The sequence below is a fragment of the Alcaligenes sp. SDU_A2 genome (genome assembly GCF_038237375.1).
In the GTDB taxonomy this organism is placed as follows: Bacteria; Pseudomonadota; Gammaproteobacteria; order Burkholderiales; family Burkholderiaceae_B; genus Alcaligenes.
The window spans coordinates 1,501,663-1,522,027 of record NZ_CP151273.1 but is presented as its reverse complement, the minus strand read 5'-3'; the positions used below and the strand labels follow the sequence as shown (position 1 = coordinate 1,522,027).

At 59.2% G+C, this 20,365-nt stretch carries 21 protein-coding genes; 1 reads left to right on the top strand and 20 read right to left on the bottom strand.

The window, feature by feature from the left end:
• Positions 1-3 precede the first annotated feature (3 nt).
• From AADW57_RS07170 to aceA, 10 genes are all read right to left on the bottom strand, one after another.
• Positions 4-258, bottom strand: a complete 255-nt coding sequence (locus AADW57_RS07170; RefSeq protein WP_341669363.1) for a hypothetical protein — start codon at positions 256-258, stop codon at positions 4-6.
• Between the two features lie 63 nt (positions 259-321).
• Positions 322-525, bottom strand: coding sequence for a hypothetical protein (locus tag AADW57_RS07165; RefSeq protein WP_341669362.1), 204 nt, complete (start codon positions 523-525; stop codon positions 322-324).
• Between the two features lie 20 nt (positions 526-545).
• On the bottom strand, positions 546-2,045 hold the full coding sequence (gene ccoG / locus AADW57_RS07160) for a cytochrome c oxidase accessory protein CcoG (RefSeq protein WP_341669361.1): 1,500 nt from the start codon (positions 2,043-2,045) through the stop codon (positions 546-548).
• Positions 2,046-2,081: 36 nt separating this feature from the next.
• Positions 2,082-2,993, bottom strand: a complete 912-nt coding sequence (gene ccoP, locus AADW57_RS07155; protein WP_341669360.1) for a cytochrome-c oxidase, cbb3-type subunit III — start codon at positions 2,991-2,993, stop codon at positions 2,082-2,084.
• Positions 2,986-3,159: a cbb3-type cytochrome oxidase subunit 3 gene (locus AADW57_RS07150; protein ID WP_341669359.1), complete on the bottom strand. Its 174-nt coding sequence runs from the start codon at positions 3,157-3,159 to the stop codon at positions 2,986-2,988. Before AADW57_RS07150 ends, ccoP begins: the two co-directional genes overlap by 8 nt.
• Positions 3,160-3,819 (bottom strand): cytochrome-c oxidase, cbb3-type subunit II, encoded by a 660-nt coding sequence (ccoO, locus tag AADW57_RS07145; RefSeq protein ID WP_341669358.1) that lies wholly within the window; start codon positions 3,817-3,819, stop codon positions 3,160-3,162.
• A gap of 10 nt (positions 3,820-3,829) precedes the next feature.
• Positions 3,830-5,314 carry a cytochrome-c oxidase, cbb3-type subunit I gene (ccoN, locus tag AADW57_RS07140; protein ID WP_341669357.1) on the bottom strand — a complete coding sequence of 495 codons (1,485 nt, stop codon included), beginning with the start codon at positions 5,312-5,314 and terminating at the stop codon, positions 3,830-3,832.
• A gap of 174 nt (positions 5,315-5,488) precedes the next feature.
• Entirely contained in the window at positions 5,489-5,680 is a 192-nt protein-coding gene (gene ccoS, locus AADW57_RS07135; RefSeq protein ID WP_341669356.1) for a cbb3-type cytochrome oxidase assembly protein CcoS, read from the bottom strand.
• A 1-nt stretch (position 5,681) separates the two neighbouring features.
• Positions 5,682-6,650, bottom strand: coding sequence for a P-type ATPase (locus AADW57_RS07130; protein ID WP_341669355.1), 969 nt, complete (start codon positions 6,648-6,650; stop codon positions 5,682-5,684).
• 346 nt (positions 6,651-6,996) lie between these two features.
• The gene (gene aceA, locus AADW57_RS07125; RefSeq protein WP_341669354.1) at positions 6,997-8,304 is read right to left on the bottom strand and encodes an isocitrate lyase; all 1,308 of its coding nucleotides are present in this window, start codon (positions 8,302-8,304) and stop codon (positions 6,997-6,999) included.
• A 312-nt stretch (positions 8,305-8,616) separates the two neighbouring features.
• Between aceA and queF the strand changes: the two genes are divergently transcribed.
• Positions 8,617-9,444: an NADPH-dependent 7-cyano-7-deazaguanine reductase QueF gene (gene queF / locus AADW57_RS07120; RefSeq protein ID WP_341669353.1), complete on the top strand. Its 828-nt coding sequence runs from the start codon at positions 8,617-8,619 to the stop codon at positions 9,442-9,444.
• Between the two features lie 147 nt (positions 9,445-9,591).
• Here queF and AADW57_RS07115 read toward each other — a convergent pair whose 3' ends face one another.
• The 10 genes from AADW57_RS07115 to paaE all read right to left on the bottom strand — a co-directional run bounded on the left by AADW57_RS07115 (position 9,592) and on the right by paaE (position 20,363).
• Positions 9,592-10,845, bottom strand: coding sequence for an MFS transporter (locus AADW57_RS07115; protein WP_341669352.1), 1,254 nt, complete (start codon positions 10,843-10,845; stop codon positions 9,592-9,594).
• A gap of 2 nt (positions 10,846-10,847) precedes the next feature.
• The gene (gene pgsA, locus AADW57_RS07110) at positions 10,848-11,420 is read right to left on the bottom strand and encodes a CDP-diacylglycerol--glycerol-3-phosphate 3-phosphatidyltransferase (protein ID WP_341669351.1); all 573 of its coding nucleotides are present in this window, start codon (positions 11,418-11,420) and stop codon (positions 10,848-10,850) included.
• Positions 11,421-11,456: 36 nt separating this feature from the next.
• The gene (gene uvrC, locus AADW57_RS07105) at positions 11,457-13,280 is read right to left on the bottom strand and encodes an excinuclease ABC subunit UvrC (protein ID WP_341669350.1); all 1,824 of its coding nucleotides are present in this window, start codon (positions 13,278-13,280) and stop codon (positions 11,457-11,459) included.
• The gene (gene nagZ / locus AADW57_RS07100; protein WP_341669349.1) at positions 13,243-14,298 is read right to left on the bottom strand and encodes a beta-N-acetylhexosaminidase; all 1,056 of its coding nucleotides are present in this window, start codon (positions 14,296-14,298) and stop codon (positions 13,243-13,245) included. Before nagZ ends, uvrC begins: the two co-directional genes overlap by 38 nt.
• Positions 14,295-14,753, bottom strand: a complete 459-nt coding sequence (gene acpS, locus AADW57_RS07095) for a holo-ACP synthase (protein ID WP_341669348.1) — start codon at positions 14,751-14,753, stop codon at positions 14,295-14,297. The genes nagZ and acpS overlap by 4 nt, the downstream gene beginning before the upstream one ends.
• Positions 14,754-14,879: 126 nt before the next feature.
• Entirely contained in the window at positions 14,880-16,193 is a 1,314-nt protein-coding gene (paaK, locus tag AADW57_RS07090) for a phenylacetate--CoA ligase PaaK (protein WP_341669347.1), read from the bottom strand.
• A gap of 74 nt (positions 16,194-16,267) precedes the next feature.
• Positions 16,268-16,726, bottom strand: coding sequence for a hydroxyphenylacetyl-CoA thioesterase PaaI (gene paaI / locus AADW57_RS07085; RefSeq protein ID WP_341669346.1), 459 nt, complete (start codon positions 16,724-16,726; stop codon positions 16,268-16,270).
• The gene (paaG, locus tag AADW57_RS07080) at positions 16,726-17,517 is read right to left on the bottom strand and encodes a 2-(1,2-epoxy-1,2-dihydrophenyl)acetyl-CoA isomerase PaaG (RefSeq protein WP_341669345.1); all 792 of its coding nucleotides are present in this window, start codon (positions 17,515-17,517) and stop codon (positions 16,726-16,728) included. Before paaG ends, paaI begins: the two co-directional genes overlap by 1 nt.
• A gap of 15 nt (positions 17,518-17,532) precedes the next feature.
• Positions 17,533-19,197 carry a phenylacetic acid degradation protein PaaN gene (gene paaN, locus AADW57_RS07075; RefSeq protein WP_341669344.1) on the bottom strand — a complete coding sequence of 555 codons (1,665 nt, stop codon included), beginning with the start codon at positions 19,195-19,197 and terminating at the stop codon, positions 17,533-17,535.
• An 83-nt stretch (positions 19,198-19,280) separates the two neighbouring features.
• Positions 19,281-20,363 (bottom strand): 1,2-phenylacetyl-CoA epoxidase subunit PaaE, encoded by a 1,083-nt coding sequence (gene paaE, locus AADW57_RS07070; RefSeq protein ID WP_341669343.1) that lies wholly within the window; start codon positions 20,361-20,363, stop codon positions 19,281-19,283.
• Positions 20,364-20,365 lie beyond the last annotated feature (2 nt).

Sequence of the window (20,365 nt, the reverse complement as noted above, 5' to 3'; positions counted from 1 at the left end):
CGCTTAATCCAGACTGTCGGCCGGTTCCGGCACGTCCGCCTTGCCGCCGGGCGCCATGAACAGGCTAAGTGCGCTAGAACCCGCGGCCGCCAGCCAGAACAAAAAGAAAGACGCCGTGTAGACGGACACGCGATCGGCCTGCAAATGCCCCAGAAAAACGATATCCAAAGGGTCGACCAGCGCAAACACAATGGCACTGACCACGCCCGCCGCCAGAAACGAAGGCCACAATATCCACATCAGAGACCGAATACCCATTCGCACCCCCTTCTTGAAAGGCCACATATTGTCTACCCTATCGCAAACCGGAATTCCGGGCTATCAGTTCTTTTCCTGAACAGGCTCAGGCTTGCTGACCACCAGCCCTTGCTTGACGCCACCGTCGTGGATAGCCTGATCGCCATAGTTCTGAAAAGCCAGAACAATGGTGATAGCACACCCCACAATCGCCAGTGCCGGACCTGCCATCAGCAGCCAAGGCCAGGGTTCACGCCACCACGGTTGACTGTCTGTACTGTTGTCCATGACTTGTTCTCCCTGTTGAATCACTGAGGTATATAAAAACTGCTGCGCTCATTAACATAGGTCTTGCGGCCATTTTCGTGCTCTCCCACCGCTTGGATGGAGATATCGTACAGCCCCGGCTTGGCGCTGTTGATCGGCACCTGCACCACCACCGGCAGCAGCTTATTGGCAGCGGCATCGACATGGATATGATCGCTGCCATTTTCCGTCAAGGTAATGCGCGCGCCTTCCAGGCCGCTGACGGACAATTGCAGTTCCATCGACTCTTCCGACGTGTTGATGACCTGCAAGCGGAATACGTTTTCAATCAGGCCACCCGGCACTTCACGACCCAAGGCCCCACGGTCCCGTATGACATCGACCCGCATGGGCGTGCGCGTGGCCAGCGTGTAGACAAACGCGCCGCAGATCACCGCCAGAATCAGAATATAGGAGATGACACGCGGACGCAGCATGCGCCGTCGTACCTGAGATTGCGTCATGCGGTCCTCGATGGCGCGCTCGGAGGTATAACGGATCAAGCCCTTCTCGTAACCCATCTTGTCCATGACCTGATCACAGACGTCCACACAGGCACCACAGCCTATGCACATGTACTGCAGCCCATCACGAATATCGATGCCCGTCGGACAGACCTGCACGCACAGACTGCAATCGACGCAATCGCCCATGCCGGCCTCTTTGTGGTCTATCTTGCGCGACCGGCCGCCGCGCGTTTCGCCACGCACGAAGTCGTAGGTAACCACAAAGGTATCGCGGTCCACCATGACGCTCTGGAACCGGGCGTAAGGGCACATGTATTTACAGACGGCCTCGCGCATAAAACCTGCATTGCCCCAGGTCGCAAACGCGTAGAACAACAACCAGAACCACTGCCAAGGCCCCAGCGAAAGCGCAATCAGTTCGCCTCCCAGCTCGCGGATGGGCGCGAAATAGCCAATGAATGTGTAGCCGGTCCACAAGGCAATCACCACCCACAGCAGGTGCTTGAGGGCCTTGATGCGCAGTTTTTTCAGGGTCCAGGGTTGTTCATCGAGCCGGATGCGGGCCAGGCGGTCGCCTTCGACCTTGCGCTCGACCCACATAAAAATTTCGGTATAGACGGTCTGGGGACAGGCGTAGCCACAGAACAGTCGCCCCGCCATAGCGGTAAACAGAAAAAGAGAAAAGGCCGAAATCAGCAGCAGAACGGTCAGGTAGATGACGTCCTGCGGCCATAAAATCATGCCGAAGATGTAGAACTTGCGTTCCAGCAGATCGAACAGCACAGCCTGGCGACCGTGCCATTCGATCCAGGGCAGACCATAAAAGATGATCTGCGTAAAATACACCATCCACACACGCCAACGGGCAAAAACGCCGGTCACTGAACGGGGGTAGATTTTCCTGCGTACATCGACCAGGGCCTTCTCGACCTGCGGCGAGGTGCCCCCCGCTCCTTTGCCTTTGCGTGGCGGCTGCCACTTGGGAACGCGCTCCTGCGCATTGTCGGCGCTAGCTTGGGGGGAGTCACTACTCATTGCAGGTCCTGAAGACGTCTGTCGATTTAAAACAACTTAATTGGCTTGGGGTTCCGTATTGGACAAGCCCCAGACCCAGCCGGCCAGCAGACGGATCTGCTCGGGTGTAAGCGTACCTTTCTGGGCAGGCATCTGGTTGGTGCGGCCTTGCAGGACGGTCTGGACGATAGTGGCTTCGGAGCTGCCATACAGCCAGTAATCGTCGGTCAGGTCGGGCGCACCCAACAGCACATTGCCTTTGCCGTCGGCACCGTGGCAGGCAAAGCAGGTGCTGTCATACACACGCTTGCCAGGCACGACGCGCAGCGGATCGGCAGCCAGACCGGACATCGAGCGCACGTACTGGGCCACATCCGACGCTTCTGCGGGCGTCAGCTGCGACTGCGGCGGCATCATGCCGGTACGGCCTTCGGTAATCGTGTGCAGGATCTGTTCTGGCTTGCCGCCCCACAACCAGGCCTTGTTGGCCAGATTGGGAAAACTGGGCGAACCCTGAGCATCCGAGCCGTGGCACTGGGCACAGTTGTTCAGAAACAGGCGCTGACCGATCTCGCGGGCTTCCTGATCGCGGGCGATGTCTTCGATAGGCATTTCGCGATAACGGGCATACACAGGCTCCAGACGAGCATTGATTTCCGCCTGCTGTTCCTTGACCTGCTTACCGGCGGTAAAGCCCAGTTCGCCCTTGTACGTACCCAGACCTGGGTAGAGCACCAGATACCCCAAGGCAAAAATGCACAGGCCGATGTACATGACCGTCCACCAGCGCGGCACGGGATTGTTCAGTTCGGTCAGATCGCCATCCCACACGTGGCCGGTCTCTTCGACCGGGACATTCTTGCCCAGGAAAGAGCGCTGCGTAAACAGCAGCCACAAGCAGAATGCGATACCGCCCAAAGCGATGGCGGAGATCCACAGGCTCCAGCCATTATTGAAAAAATCACTCATTCGAACCCCCAAGGTTTTTGTCGTTGCGTCCCTCGTCGGGCAAAGCGAAAGGCAGGAGCGCAGCTTCCTGATTGGCCTGGCGGCGTCCTCGGGAGAACGCCCACCAGCAAATGCCCAGGAAGGTCGCCATCGCCAGAATCGTAACTACGGCGTTGACCATGGCCATTTAATGAACTCCTTGCTCCACAGCCTTGGCGGCGGCAGCGCGGCTTTGTACGCCCAGACCTTGCAGATACGCCACCACGGCGTCTTCTTCGGTCTTGCCTACAAGCTGCTCGGGAGCCTTGGCAATTTGTTCGTCGGTATAGGGCACGCCCAACTTGCGCAGCACGCGCATGCGATCCTGCACGTTCTCGCCTTCGACAGAGTTATGCTGCAGCCACGGATAGGCGGGCATATTGGACTCCTTGACAAGGGCGCGCGGATTGCGCAAGTGGATGCGATGCCACTCGTCGCTGTAGCGCTGACCAACACGGGCCAGGTCGGGACCGGTACGCTTGGAACCCCACAGGAAGGGGTGGTCGTAGACCGATTCTCCGGCCAGGGAGTATGGGCCGTAACGCTGCACTTCGGACTGAAGCATGCGTACCTGCTGCGAGTGGCAGCCGACGCAGCCTTCGCGGATGTAGATGTCACGTCCGATCAGGTTCAGGGGCTCGTAAGGCACCGTGCCTTCGGTAGGCTGGGTCGTAGAGTGCTGGAAAAACAAAGGAACGATCTGCACCAGGCCGGCAAAAGAGATGACCAGGATGCTGAGGATGATCATCAGCCCGATGTTTTTCTCGATGGTTGCGTGAGAAAAGCGCTTATTGGTTTCGTTAGCCATGATTTACTCCTTAAGCCAGCACGGTGGTTTGCCCCACCAGGGCTGGATCGCGGGCATCGGGGTTCTTGAGAGGCACGACAGGGTTGACGCGCGGCTGGCCCTTGATGGTCAGGAAGGTATTCCAGGCCATGAGCAAGATGCCGGTCACGAACAACAGGCCGCCCAGAGCGCGGATGGCGTAGAAAGGATACGTGGCTTTCACGACTTCAACGAAGCTGTAGGTCAGGGTACCGTCGGCACCGGTGGCGCGCCACATCATGCCCTGCATGACACCGGCAATCCACATGGCGGCGATATACAGCACCACACCCAGCGTAGCCAGCCAGAAATGCAGCTCGATCAGGCGGGGTTTAGCCATTTCGGTGCGGCCGTACAGACGTGGAATCAGGTAGTACAAGGAGCCGAAGGTGATCATGGCGACCCAGCCCAGCGCACCGGAGTGCACGTGACCGATGGTCCAGTCGGTGTAATGCGACAGGGCATTGACCGTACGGATGGCCATCATGGAGCCTTCAAAGGTGGACATGCCGTAAAAGGACATGGCCACAACCATGAACTTCAGGATGGGGTCGGTACGCAGCTTGTGCCAGGCACCGGACATGGTCATGATGCCGTTGATCATGCCGCCCCACGATGGAGCCAGCAGAATCAGCGAGAAAGTCATGCCCAGAGACTGTGTCCAGTCGGGCAGCGAGGTGTACAGCAGATGGTGCGGACCCGCCCACATGTACGTGAACGCCAGCGCCCAGAAGTGGACGATGGACAGACGGTACGAGTAGATGGGACGGTTGGCCTGCTTGGGGATGAAGTAGTACATCATGCCCAGGAAGGAGGTGGTCAGGAAAAAGCCCACTGCGTTGTGGCCATACCACCACTGCACCATTGCGTCCTGAACGCCGGCATACGCCGAGTAGGACTTCATGAAGCTGACCGGCAGCTCCAGGTTGTTGAAGATGTGCAGAACGGCGATCGTCAGGATGTAAGATCCGAAGAACCAGTTAGCCACATAAATGTGGCGCACACGGCGCTTGACGATGGTGCCGAAGAACACGATGGCATACGCGACCCAGACCAGCGTGATCAGGATGTCGATGGGCCATTCCAGTTCGGCGTATTCCTTGCTGCTGGTGTAGCCCATGGGCAAGGTGATGACAGCGGCCACCAGAGCGGCCTGCCAGCCCCAGAAGGTGAAGGCTGCCAGCTTGTCGCTGAACAGACGGGCCTGACAGGTACGCTGCACGACGTAGTACGACGTGGCAAACAAGCCGGTGCCGCCGAAGGCGAAAATCACGGCGTTGGTATGCAGCGGACGCAGACGTCCGTAGCTCAGCCATGGCGTATTAAAGTTAAGTTCTGGCCAGATCAATTGCAAGGCAATGAAAAGGCCCATTGCCATGCCTATGACGCCCCAAAATACGGTCATGATGGTGAATTGTCGCACCACCCCGTAATTGAAGACTTCGGCGTTATTTCCGACCGTATCGGAAGTGCCCATTTTCTTCCCCTAAACAAACATTGTTAATACAAGCGACAACTATCAGCATCATCCTGCAAGTCGAAATACGGCTCCTTGATGTGCATCAAAAAGCCGTGGAAAGTCGCATAAACACGCGCGATCCAGCCCCTTGGACTACCTGTCGCGAACAGCCCTTGAAGCTTAAAAGAATAATTATTGCGTATCCGGCGGCCGCCCCCGGCGCGGCTGGCGGGCGACCGTGGTGTCGTCATCCAGAAGAATGGAATCGGCTGCAGTCTGAGTGTCTTCGAACTGGCCGGCAAAGATCGCCCACCAGAAGGCCACGCCGATCAGGATGACCAGCGCGACGGAAATTGGGATAAGGACCAGTAAAGAGCCGAGCATATCAGGCCTGCCCTGCCGCCGGTCCAGTCCAGCCGGCAGGAGCGCGGCGGACACGGCTGCGATAGATGCGCCAGGAGTTGGCCGCCACCGCCAGCGAAGACACCAACATGCTGACGGCTGCCAGCCAGGGAGCCACGATGCCCACAGCGGCCAGCGGCGTCATGAGCAAATGCCAGGCAATAGAGCCGTACAGGTTCTGGCGGGCAATGCGGCCGGTTTGCTGGGTAAGCTGAACCACTTCAAATTCGCTGGACGCCGGGCGGGCCGACAAGCCGGCATGCGCCGACGCCACTGCCGTAGGCACGGACATGGACATGGCACAGGGGCAGCTCATGACCAGCAGCGAAACCACAACGGGAACCGCATGGGAAGCATCCAGCCAGTACCAGACCAGCCCCACTACGGCCGCCAGCGCCAGCTGAATCGTGACGAACCAGAAGGCCAGGGTATTGGCATGGCCGGTAACCGAACGGCGAAACTGCTCGATAACGTCGTGCGAACCGCCTTGCGCGACGGACTGCCGGGCACACAGTTCCAGATAACGCGCCGTCAGCAAAAAGGCCACGAACATGGTGACCGAGTCGTAATAGACTTCGCCCTGATGCGTCCAGGTACTGACCACGCTGGGCAGAAAAGCGCCAATGATGCCCAGAGCAACGGGCACGTCCATGCCCACGCGCCCCGTAGACAGACTGGCCAGCGCGCCCTTGAGGATGGGCCAGGCACAATACAGCACGACTGGCATGGTCAGGGCCAGGCTGGCCCAGTTCATGAGCACGATGGCTTGCGACAGGGATTCGATATTGTCCGGGGAAGAACTGAACGAGCGCATATAGCCCGGGAAAGCGAACATCATGACCTGCATGGCCGACAGCCAGGCCAGGCCTAGGCGCGCCAAGGTGTGCCGCCTGCGCGAACGCTGTTCGGCGGTCAGGGGCTTGGGCAGGGAAAAGATGGAGTAGGCGGGCATGAAAGGACTATAAACCACTGATATTTCTTTATTGTTGATCTAAATCAATACGACTTTGCTTGCTTCCTATATCGTTGTCCATACGCATCTTGTTCAGGCCGTTATCCCCCCAACACGGCATCAACTGTTCAATGCTTTAGGCTGCCGCTGGCAGCCTCTTTTTTTTGCTTGCCATGATTTTATAGCCGAAGCAGCAGAAAGTCAGCCCACTTAATAAATTAAAGTAATTAATAAACGGGTTCTTATATGTGTCCGCGCTACGCACACAAAAAGGCAGCCCGTCGGCTGGAGCGGTCCGACGGGCTGCCTGCATCGCGGTGGTGCCCAGCACAGGCACCCTCCCCGATTACGCTTCCGAGCCAGCGAACTGCTGTGCCTCGGTAGAACCTGCCAGTGCCGTCGTAGACGACTTGCCAGCTTCAACGGTCTGGGTCACGGCATCGAAATAGCCCGTACCCACTTCACGCTGGTGCTTGACAGCCGTAAAGCCCAGATCAGCGGCGGCAAACTCTTTTTCCTGCAGTTGCACGAAGGCGCTCATCTGCTTGCGAGCATAGCCGTGGGCCAATTCGAACATACCGTAGTTCAATGCATGGAAGCCGGCCAGCGTGATGAACTGGAACTTGTAACCCATGGCACCGAGTTCACGCTGGAACTTGGCGATCGTGGCATCGTCCAGGTTCTTTTTCCAGTTAAAGGACGGCGAGCAGTTGTAGGCCAGCATTTTGCCGGGGAACTGGCGGTGAATGGCTTCCGCGAACTGACGGGCGTATTCCAGATTGGGCGTGGAGGTTTCGCACCAGACCAGGTCTGCATAGGGGGCGTAGGCCAAACCACGGGCAATGGCCTGATCCAAGCCGGCACGCGTGCGGTAAAAACCTTCGACCGTACGCTCTTCCAGAATGAAGGGGCGGTCGTACTCGTCCACGTCGCTGGTGATCAAGTCGGCTGCATCGGCGTCGGTGCGGGCAACCAAAATGGTGGGCACGTCCATGACGTCGGCGGCCAGGCGGGCGGCGACCAGCTTGGAGACGGCTTCGCGTGTGGGCACCAGCACTTTGCCACCAAGGTGACCGCATTTCTTGGCCGAAGCCAATTGATCTTCAAAGTGCACACCGGCGGCACCGGCGGCAATCATGGCTTTCATCAGCTCGAACGCATTGAGCACGCCGCCAAAACCGGCTTCGGCATCGGCCACGATAGGAGCAAAATAATCAATGTAGCTTTCGTCGCCTGGATTGACGCCTTCCATCCACTGGATCTGGTCACAGCGCGCCAAGGAGTTGTTGATGCGACGCACAACGGAGGGCACCGAGTTGACGGGGTACAGGGACTGATCAGGATACATTTCGCCAGCCGAGTTGGCATCGCCCGCCACCTGCCAGCCGGACAGGTAAATCGCCTTCAGGCCGGCTTTGACCTGCTGCATGGCTTGGTTGCCGGTCAAGGCGCCCAGGGCGTTAACGAAGGGCTCCTGGTTGATGGACTGCCAAAGACGCTCTGCACCACGCCGCGCCAGTGTATGTTCTTCGACCAAAGAGCCGCGCAGGCGGATGACTTCTTCCGCGCTGTAGCCGCGTTTGACACCCTGCCAGCGAGGATCTTCGGCCCAGCGCTTTTGCAGATTGCGGATTTCAGCTTCACGAGCATTCATGGTTGACTCCTGTAATTAAGATCAGAGATGACGTTGAACAGATGACTACAGTCTATATAAATGCTGCATTGCAATGATGTTTTATATCTTATACAAGACTAATTATTTTTATCTTTATAATCAACGAATTAATTATTAAATTTCGAGATACGAAACGCCATACCCTTTTGTGAAAAAAAATCCCCTGCGTCGCAGCAGCTATTTTCTGCATACTGGTATGGATGTTTCACCATGTGGGATAATAGATGTCTCGTGTCCCGGCTACAGCCCGTGTGCACTTTATCGACTGGCACTGTTTTGCCTTCTGAATCTATGAAGAATCACTCTCCCCTGAACGACTCCCCTTTGGGCCACGACGTGGTCTACCCCAGCCGCTACGATCCGGGCGTGCTGTTTGGCATCGAACGCTCATTAAACCGGCAAGCCCTGCACGTGCCGGCACAATGGCATGGTGCCGATATCTGGAACGGCTACGAACTATCCTGGCTCAACCCCAAAGGCAAGCCTGTAGTGGCCCTGGCTCGCTTCACGATTCCCTGGAACAGCCCCCGCATCATCGAATCCAAATCCTTCAAGCTCTATCTGAACTCGTTCAACGATGAAATCGTGGAAGACGCCGACACGCTGCGACAGCGCATGGCTCAGGACCTGAGCGCCGTCGCCGGTGCCCCCGTGGAAGTGACTCTGCTGCCGCTGGATGCGCTGCAGGGCCAGCAGATAGGCATACTGGAGGGGGTATGCATTGATCAACTGGATATCGAGATCCGCGACTACACGCCACAGAAGGACATGCTGCGCTGCCTGCCCGATGCTGCCACGGTAAGCGAGACGCTGATGTCCGATTTGCTCAAATCCAATTGTCCGGTGACGGGCCAGCCCGACTGGGGCAGCGTACAAGTGCGCTACACCGGCCCGCAGATCGATCCGGCCTCTTTGCTGCGCTATATCGTCTCGCTACGTCGCCATACGGAGTTTCACGAGCACTGCGTCGAGCGGCTTTACAGCGACATCATGCAAGGCTGCCGTCCAGAGCGCCTGCTGGTGTATGCGCGCTACACGCGTCGCGGCGGCCTGGACATCAACCCCTGGCGCAGCAGTCATCCGGACAGCGTGGACGAACCGCGCCTGGCCCGGCAGTAAAAGCATTCTTTATGCTCTTTCGGGCGCAAGGCTGCGCGCAAAGACAGAGCAAACACGAGCGGAACCTCCAATCCAGGATCAGGCATTGCCCACACACCGGCAGTGCCTGCGCCAGAGCGACGATTTCGTATTTCTAAATAATGCCGTTTAGCGAGGCGCGGCGCGCGTCACCGTCGATGCCACGTAAACAGCCAGCCCTGCTGCCGTCCAGTAGCCGATGGCGGCCCCCCACCAGGGGGCCTGGCTCAAGCCCGCGTCCAGCAGCAAGCCAAACCCGACCGGAGCCAGGGACGAGCCGACATCCATGCCCGAATACACCAATCCGTATACGGCACCAGTAGCCCCTTTGGGCGTGACACGGCGGATCAACATATCGCGCGAGGGCGAAGCAATACCCGAACAGAACCCGGCCGCCCCTACAAAGAACAACGCCGATGCTGGTGCCACCCAGCCAGCCCCCAAGACCAGCAGTAAGGTGCCGGACACGATCAGAGAGACAAACACGATCAATTCGGAACGCGGCGTGCTGGAGGCAATGAATCCCCCGACCAGCATGCCGGTGGCCGAGGCCAGCATATACCCAGACAGGGCCGAACCTGCCACGACCTTGTCGATACCATAGGTGGTGTGCAGCATGGGAATCGTATAGTTCTGCACCACGGCCATTGCCGCCGTGGCAAAGGCGAAGAACAGAAACGCCCCCCACAGCGCAGGGCGTGACAATAAAGTGGACAAGGTGGTCCAGATCGGTTCTTTATGCGGCTGCCGCGCCGCGCGCGCCCCGCGCATCGGCGATGTCCCGGCCAGCGCATGCTGGTTGAACAGCACCAACATCAAGACTGCGCCAATCAGGGCGGCAGCGGCCAGCACGGCTATCCGCCAGCCAAAGTAAATAGTGAGCGTGGTAATGAAAACCGGCGTCAGCGCCCAGCCCAGATTGCCGGTCAGGCCGTGCGTGCTGAAGGCATGGCCCAGACGCGCCGGACTGACGCGATGGTTGATGATGGAGTAGTCCACCGGATGAAAGACCGCATTCCCCACCCCGCCGATCAAGGCGGCAGCCAGCAACATGACATAGCCATTGGCCAAGCCGATCAACAAGGCCGCGCTTACAAAACAGGCCAGGCCCACTTTGAGCACCGGCACCGCTCCGACGCGATCGACCAGAAAACCCGATGAAGCCTGCCCCAGGCAAGAGACCAGATAAAACGCGGTAACCAAGCCGCCCAGTGTCAGAAAGTCGTAGTTGAACTCCTGACTGAGCGAGATATACAAGGTGGGCAGGATCAGCTGAAAAAAATGCGAACTGGCGTGCGCAATACCCACGACGCCGATGACTTGCCAGTCCTGTGAACCAAGTTCTTGCTGCCTATCGAGCGTCGTGGATTGCGTATCAGACATGCCTAGACCTGTTTTTTCTTGATCTCTGGCCAGGCCTTTTGCAAGTAATAGCACATGGACCAGACCGTTAGGACGGCGGCCACGACAATAAGCGCCTGGCCGATGATACGGGTCGGCAAGCCCATGATGGGATGCCAATACAGCAGGCAGGGAATAGCAACCATCTGCGCCGCCGTTTTGAATTTGCCGAGCCGGTGAACAGCCACACTACCACTGGCACCGATCTTGGCCATCCATTCCCGCAATGCAGAAATGGTAATTTCACGCCCGATGATGATCAGGGCAATGAAGGCATCCACCCGATTCAGATCCAGCAGGACCAGCAAGGCTGCCCCGACCATCAGCTTGTCGGCCACCGGGTCCAGAAATGCGCCGAAGGACGATGTCTGGTTCCAGCGCCGTGCCAGCCACCCATCGAACCAGTCGGTCAGCGCCGCCACGATAAAAACCAGAGCCGCCCACAAGTCGCGCGAAGGTTCGGACAGCCAGCTATCGGGCAGGTAATACAGCGCCACGATCAGGGGGATCAGGATGATGCGAAGCCACGTAAGGGCAATGGGCAGATTGAAAGGCATAAAGAGATACCAACCTAAATAGACAAAGGCTTACGCCTATCGTAAAGCATGATAAATGCGCTCGGCCAGCTCGGTCGAAATTCCCTCAACCGAACTGAGCTCGTCAATACCGGCATCGGCCACACCGCTGAAACCGCCAAAACGCGCCAGCAAGCGCTGACGCCGCTTGGCACCAACCCCTTCGATGTCTTCCAGGCGCGACACATTGCGCGTTTTGGCACGCTGGGCACGCATGCCGGTAATGGCAAAACGATGGGCCTCGTCGCGCACCTGCGCCACCAGCATCAGCGCAGCCGACTCCACGCCCAAGGCCACAGCCGGCCTGTCGTCGGCAAAGACCAAGGTTTCCAGGCCCACCTTGCGCTTCTCGCCTTTTGCCACCCCCACCAGCACATGGATATCCAGGCCCAGCTCGACGAAAACCTGCCGGGCAATCTCGACCTGCCCTTTGCCGCCGTCGATCAGCACGATATCGGGTAATTCGGCCAGGCCTTCGGCCACCCGCGCAAAGCGCCGGTTCAGCACCTGTCGCATGGCGGCGTAGTCATCGCCCGGCGTAATGCCGGCAATGTTGTAACGGCGATACAAGGAAGGCTGCATGGCATGCTGCTTGTAGACGACACACGAGGCTTGGGTGGCTTCGCCTGCCGTATGGCTGATGTCAAAGCATTCAATATGCAGGGCATCGAGCTGGGCATCGTCCAGATCCAGCTCCAGGGCCTGCGCCAGCGCCAGGGTACGACCGGCTCGTGCCGTCGATTCGCCCAGTGCGCGGGCCAGGGCCAGTTCGGCATTCTTGCCTGCCTGCTCCAGCCAGGTCTTGCGCATGCCTTGCGGCCGAATCAGCACCCGCGCCTTGACGCCGGTCTGTTCGGCCAACAAGGTCAGCAGATCGGCATCGGGCAAGGCATGCGAACAGACCAGCACGGGCGGCATGCGACGTTCCAGATAATGCTGGGCCACAAAGGCGGCCAACACATCGCCCGGGGTGTCCTCGTTGATATGGGTGGGAAAGAACGCCCTGTCGCCCAGATGACGGCCGCCGCGCACCATCGCCAAGTTGACACAGAACTTACCGCCCGCATTGGCCACGACAATGATGTCCACATCATCGTTGCCTACCTGCTCCATGCTCTGCTGGTGCAGCACGGCGGACAAGGCCTTCATTTGGTCGCGCAAGGCCGCAGCCTGCTCGAAATCCAGGTTTTCGGAAGCCTGCATCATGCGTGCCTGCAGATCATCCAGAATTTCCGACGTATGACCATCCAGAAAGCGAATGGCACGCTGCACGTCCTGCTGATATTGCTCGGGCGGAACCAGATTCACGCACGGCGCGGAACAGCGCCCGATCTGGTGCAGCAGACAGGGGCGCGTACGGTTGGCGTACACGCTGTCTTCACAGGTGCGCAGCCGAAAGACCCGTTGCAGGATCTGTATGGTTTCGCGCACGGCCCAGGAGTTGGGATAGGGACCAAAAAAATGCCCTTTGCCGCTGGTGCTGCCCCGGTAATAAGCGATGCGCGGCGCTTCGTGGGCGCTGATCAACAGATAGGGGTAGGACTTGTCGTCCCGGAACAAGATGTTGTAGCGCGGCCGCAGACGCTTGATCAGGTTGTTTTCCAACAGCAAGGCCTCGGCCTCGCTGCGGGTGACCGTCACTTCGATGCGCGCTACCCGCGCCACCATCAAGGCGATGCGCGGGCTGCTGAGGTTTTTCTGGAAATAAGAACTGACGCGGCGCTTCAGGTCGCGGGCCTTACCCACATACAAGACCTCGCCCTGCGCATCGATATGCCGGTACACACCCGGCAGATTCGGCAGCTCAGACAGAAAGGATTTTAGATTGAAGTCCGCGGGCATATTGATAGTGCTCGTCCGCCTGCAGGGCGTCCCAGTCCAGGGCGGGGGTCGTGGGCATCAGCTTACGGATGCGTTCAATGGATTCGGGTGACGGCGTGAACTCCAGGCGCGCCAGCAGCTCGTCGGCCAGATCGGGACGGTTGCACACCAGCACCATATCGCAACCGGCACCCAATGCCGCCTTGGCGCGGTCCAGAATATCGCCGGCTACCGACGCGCCTTCCATGGTCAGGTCGTCCGAAAACACCACGCCGTCGTAAGCCAGGGCTTTGCGCAGCACGCGTCCAATCCAGTAAGGCGAAAATCCGGCCGGATTGGGGTCCACCTTGGAGTAAATCACGTGCGCCGGCATGACGGACGGCAACTGCAAGGTGCCCAGCCAACCGTAAGGGGCGGCATCTTCGTCCAAAATCTGCTCCAGGGGACGATCGTCCACAGGAATTTCGTGATGCGAATCAGCCTCTACACCACCATGTCCCGGAAAATGCTTGCCGCAAGCCGCCATGCCCGCTTTGTTCAATCCTCGGATCAATCCGGCTGCCAACATGGCCACCGCACGCGGGCTGCGATGAAAGGCCCGGTCACCGATGACTTTGCTGACCCCCCAATCCAAATCCAGGACAGGCGTAAAGCTCATGTCCACGCCGCAGGCGCGCAGTTCGGCCGCCAGCACATAACCGGTATCAGCGGCCACGGCGGCCGCTTTGACGGCATCCCGCGTCCATAGCTGGCCCAACTGGCTCATGGCTGGCAAGGTAGTGAAGCCGTCTTCTCGGAAGCGTTGCACGCGACCGCCTTCGTGATCAACGGCAATCAGCAGCGGCTCGTCGCGCTCGGCATGAATGGCCTGGCACAAGGCCGTCAGTTGAGCGCGACTCTCGAAGTTGCGGCTGAACAGGATAACGCCACCGACCAGCGGATGACGCAGGCGCTGACGTTCTTGCTCGGTCAGGGTAAAGCCCTGTACGTCGACCATGACCGGACCGGGCGGCAATACTGCTTGCGAAGAAGGACTCATGAGGTTTCGGACTCGGATAGAGAAATAGGAGAAGCGGCAGCCATTTTATGCTCCAGCACGACAAAGGCCATAGCCAGATCGGACTCGTCCGTCAGGGAAATATGGGCGGTACCAAAACGCGCGTCGTACCAGCTTTGCAACGATTCCGACAAGCACACGACGGGCTTGCCGCCAGGCGCATTCAAGGTCTGCATGCGCGACCAGGCCATAGGCATGTGCATGCCCAGGCCGATGGCCTTGGAAAAGGCCTCCTTGGCAGCAAACCGGGTGGCCAGATAGCGTATGCCGCGTGCCGGATCGCGTGCTGCCCGGCGCGCATAGACGATGCGCTCCTGTTCGCCCAAGATGCGGGCCACAAAGCGCTCGCCATGCCGGGCCAACGCACGTTCGATCCGCTCGATGCGGATCAAGTCGGTGCCTATGCCGGCAATCGAGCCGGGAACAGAATAAGACATGATCGGGCCGCAATAAAAAACAGAAAGACGGCTTGCGCCGCCTGCCAGCTTGCATGATACCGTGAGACGGGCGAATACAAAAACGGCTCTGCCATGGCAGAGCCGTTTTACATCCGGAGAAAACGCCTAGAAGCTGCGCTTGTCCACGACGCGCTTGGCCTTGCCGGTAACGGTACGCTCAACCGTGCCGGCCGATTGCACTTGCACGCGGGCGCTGACGCCGATGAAAGTCTTGATCGAATGGGTCAAGCGTTTGGCCAACTGATCGCGGGCCGCCTGATCCAGATGATTATGCTCGGCACGCACTTCGGTCAGCACTTCCAGCTCGTCCATATTGCCCTTGCGGCTGAGTACCAACTGATATTGAGCCCCCAGTTCCGGCATTTTCAACACCAGTTCCTCGACCTGCGTGGGGAACAAGTTCACGCCACGTACGATCAGCATATCGTCGCTGCGGCCAGTGATCTTGCCGATGCGGCGCATGCTGCGCGAGGTGGGCGGCAACAGACGCGTCAGGTCGCGGGTGCGATAGCGAATGACAGGCATGGCTTCTTTGCTGAGCGAGGTAAACACCAGTTCGCCGCTTTCGCCGTCGGCCACCGGCTCGCCGGTTTCGGGATTGATGATCTCGGGAAAGAAGTGATCTTCCCACACCACCGGACCGTCCTTGCTTTCCACGCACTCCATAGCCACACCCGGCCCCATCACTTCGGACAGACCGTAAATATCCACCGCGTCGATGCCGGCGCGCTGTTCGATATCCACCCGCATCTGCCCCGTCCAGGGCTCGGCACCGAAGATACCGATGCGCAAAGAGGTATCGCGTGGATCAATACCCTGACGGGTCATCTCTTCCAGAATATTGCAGAAGTAGGACGGCGTGACCATGATCACGTCGGGGCGAAAATCCTGAATCAGCTGAACCTGTTTTTCAGTCTGGCCGCCGGACATAGGAACGACCGTGCATCCCAACCGTTCGGCACCGTAATGCGCGCCCAGGCCGCCCGTGAACAGGCCATAGCCATAGGCCACATGGGCAATATCGCCCGGCCGTGCGCCGGCTGCCCACATGGAGCGGGCAAACAGATCCGCCCAGGTGGAAATATCCTTGGCCGTGTAGCCCACGACGGTAGGCTTGCCTGTGGTGCCGCTGGAGGCATGCACACGCGCCACCTGTTCGCGGGGTACGGCAAACATATTGAAGGGGTAGTTGTCGCGCAGATCCTGCTTGGTCGTGAACGGGAACTTGGACAGATCGGACAACTGCTTGAGATCGTCGGGATGCACGCCGGCCTCGTCGAACTTGCGGCGATAATGCGGCACGTTCTCGTAAGCATGGCGCAGCGTCCATTTCAGGCGTTCGAGCTGCACATTGCGGATTTCGTCAATGCTCGCGTGCTCGATGGCATCGCGGCCGACGTGTTCTTGAATTGCTGTCATGATGTACTCCTGCCCTGCCACTCGTGTGAACTCACAGCCCCCCGGGCTTGCAGGGTATGTCTCGTCAATAAAAATTACTTTTTCTCGATTCCGCCCAGTACCGTGCCGTTCAAGCGGTACGAGCGCCCCCGGAACAAAGCGATACGACGCCCGTTCTGGTTCACCACTTCAATATCGTAAACCCCGGTGCGTCCTGCCAGAGAAGCCTCCACGCCTTGCGCCGTCAACACATCGCCTTCAAAGGCAGGAGCCAAATAATCGATGGTGCAGCCCGAAGCGACCGTAGGCGCATTGCGGGAGTTGCAGGCAAAAGCAAAGGTGCTGTCGGCCAGGGCGAAGATAAACCCGCCGTGACAGGTCTTGTGGCCATTGAGCATGTCGGCGCGCACCGTCATGCTCATGCTGGCCTGCCCGGGCGCAACCTCGCCCAGGCTCATGCCCAGGCCCTGCGAGGCCTGGTCATTGCCGTACATATGGTCGCTGACCTGCTGGGCCAGTTGCTGCGCATCTTCCGCTACAAGGACGTTGTCCATTATTTCCCCTTGAAAACTGGTGCACGCTTGGCCAGGAAAGCATCCACGCCTTCGCGATAATCCTGGCTGGCCCCCAATTCGCGCATCAGATCGCGTTCCAGGTCCAATTGCGCATCCAAGGTGTTGGCATCACTAGCGTAAATGGCCTTCTTGGCGTAAGCCAGCCCCTTGGTCGGTGCCTGTGCGAAATGACCGGCCAGCTCGTTCAGGCGCGTCTCGAAGTCCTCGTCGGCCACGCATTCCCAGATCAGCCCCCACTGTGCAGCCTGCTCAGCCGGCAACTTGTCGCCCAGCAAGGCCAGACCCATTGCCCGAGCCGGCCCGACCAGGCGCGGCAAAAAGAACGTGCCACCCGTATCAGGCAGCAGGCCCAGCCGGCAAAAAGGCTGGATAAAGCTGGCAGAACGGCGGGCAATGACGATGTCTCCGGCCAAGGCCAGGTTGGCACCGGCACCGGCCGCCACCCCATTGACCCCGACCACCACCGGCGCTGCCAAAGCGCGCAGGCGACGCACCAGCGGCGCATAAAACTTCTGGATGGTGGCACCCAGATCCACGGGCGCATCGCCCGCGCTCATCTGGCGCTCGGACAGATCCTGACCGGCGCAAAAGCCACGACCATTGCCGGTCAGCACCAGGACACGCAGATCGGCCTGTTGTTCGACACGGGTCAAGGCGTCGGCCAGCTCGGCATGCATGTCTGCGGTAAAGCTGTTGAGCTTGTCGGGGCGGTTCAGCGTAATACGGGCTACGCCGTCCTGCAGTTCAAACTGGATATTCTGGTAAGTCATCCGGACTTGTTCCTTTCAGAAATGCCAACGGGTCTGGATTACACGGAAACGGTTGGCCACATAGGCCGAATCCGACAAAGAAGCATTCGCGGCTGGGTTGGCACCCGTGCCGTGGAAATCGCTATAGGCCGCCGTCTGATTGATGAACACGGCACCGGTCAGGTTCAGCGACAGGGACACACCGGCACGCTCAGCCATACGCTGAATCGCTGCCGTGACGTTCTGGTCTGTGCTGTAGGCAGACAGGGTCAATGCGCCATGCTCGACAATAGTGCGCCCCGCCAGCTCGATACTGTGCTCGGTGGAATCGGTCTGCACCACAAAAACGATGGGGCCGAACCATTCCTTCTGGATCTCGGCTTGATCCGCACGGGCCTGCAACAGCAAAGGCGTACGTACGCGCGCACCCGGAAACGCAGGATGCTCCAAGGTCTGGCTATCGGCCAAGATAGGCATGCCCAACTGGCGGGCAGCATCGATACGCTGGGCGCAGGCTTCGTTTTGCACCGCCCCGGTAATTTCCACGGCGCGCGCCGGATCGGACACCAGCTTTTGCACAGCCAGTGCCAGACCCTGCGCAACCTCGTCAAAGCTCATGACGCCATCGGCCGTGCGTATGCCTGTGCGCGGCACATAGATATTCTGTGGAGCCGTACACATCTGACCCGAATACAGGGCGAACGAGAACGCCAGATTGCGAGCCACCGCCTTGAAGTCGTCCACCGAGTCGATGATGACCTGGTTGACGCCGGCTTTCTCGGTATAAACCTGTGCCTGACGGGCATTGGCCTCCAGCCAGTTGCCGTTCTGGCTGCTGCCGGTAAAGTCGATCAGTTTGACTGCCGGGTTCAGGGCCAGTTGCTGAGCCGTATCGTCTTGCGGGTCGTGCGCGGCCAGCAGCACCACGTTAGGATTGAAGCCCGCCTCGGCCAGCACCTCACGGGCTACGGCCACGGTAATGGCCAAAGGCAAGATGGCACCTGGGTGCGGCTTGACGATGACGGTATTGCCGGTTGCCAAAGAGGCAAACAGGCCTGGATAACCATTCCAGGTCGGGAAGGTGGAGCAGCCGATGACCAGTCCAATGCCGCGCGGCACGACCTTGAACTGCTTTTTCATCTGGATGGGATCGTGTTTGCCCTGGGGCTTGATCCAGTCGGCCATGCCGGGAATACGGGCCATTTCCTGCCAGGCATAGGCCACTGCTTCCAGCGCGCGGTCCTGGGCGTGCGGACCGCCGGCCTGGAAAGCCATCATGAAACCCTGGCCTGTGGTGTGCTGCACGGCATTGGCCATTTCGAAGCTGCGCTGGTTCAGGCGGTGCAGAATCTCCAGACACACGCCCACCCAGGCCTGCGGCCCGGCATCACGCCAGCTATCAAGCGCCAGTTGCGACTGGGCGATCAACTGATCGACCGCGACTTTGGGGTAACGGATATTCAGTGCAAAACCAAACGGCGACTGTTCGTCGCCGACTTCGCCTTGCGCGCCTTCCAGCGTCAGGGGGAAAGACTTGCCGCGATAGGCCTCAAACGCCTCCTGACCCTGCTGGGCAGCCGTTTCGCCATACACACGTGGACTGGGGTTTTCGGGGTAGGCGCTCCAGAAGGTGCGCTCGTTAATGCTGGCCAGCGCCTGTTCCAGCGTTGCTTGGTGATTCTTGAAAAAATCGGCTGCCATACAAATTGCTCCTGATTCTGAACTGCAGCCGGACCGGCCGGCCGCCGTTGATGATCTGAAAAAGCCGCGCACGCGGCCCCGCCTCAGGTTTCCTGGTCGAAATCAATGACCAGGCGGTCGCTGACCGGGAAGCTCTGGCAGCTCAGCACGAAACCGCGCGCCACCTCGTAATCTTCCAAGGCAAAGTTAGCATCCATGTCCACTTCGCCTTCCACCACTTTACAGCGGCATGTCGAACAGACACCGCCCTTGCACGAGTAGGGCAGCTCCAGCCCCTGTTGCAGGGCCGAATCCAGCACGCTGGCGCTGTTTTTGTCTATGGTCAGGCTGCGCGTCACGCCGTCCTGGATCACCGTCAGTTCGCACTGCTCCTTGCCCGGTGCCTTGCGGGCCTCTTCGCCGGTGCGCAGGGCACGCGGTCCCTTGGGCGCGCCGAACAATTCAAACTTGATCTGGGACTTGTCCAGGCCGTTTTCCTGCAACGCGGCAATGACCTGCTCGCTCATGTCCTGCGGGCCACAGACAAAGGCCACATCGACGCTGGCCGGGTCGAACCACACCTGCATCAACTGACGCACTTTCTCGCCATCCAGGCGACCATTGAACAGGTCTATGTCCTGCGTCTCCCGGCTCATGATATACACGATGGAGAAACGCTCCATATAGGTGTTTTTCAGGTCCTCGATTTCTTCGCGGAACATGATGGCCGAGGACGCCCGGTTGCCGAAAAACAGCGTAAACGTGGAGTCCGGCTCTGTATTGAGCGCCGTCTTGACCAGGGACAGAATGGGGGTGATGCCGCTGCCCACCGCAAACGCAACATAGCGACGCGCCTGAGCGGGATCGAACTCGACCGTAAAATGCCCGTCCGGGGGCATGACGTCCAGCGTAGCGCCTGCTTCCAGGTGGCTGTTGGCCCAGGTCGAAAACGCACCATCATTGACGCGCTTGATGGCCACGCGCAGCAAGCGATCGTGCGGAGCCGCACAGATCGAATACGAACGGCGCAGCTCCTGCCCGTCCAGATGCGTGCGCAAGGTCAGGTACTGACCAGGACGGAAATGGAACACATCCTGCAATTGCTCCGGCACGGTGAATGCCACCACCACCGCATCACGGGTGCTGCGTGAAACCGACGCCACTGGGAGAGAATAAAACTGACTCATAG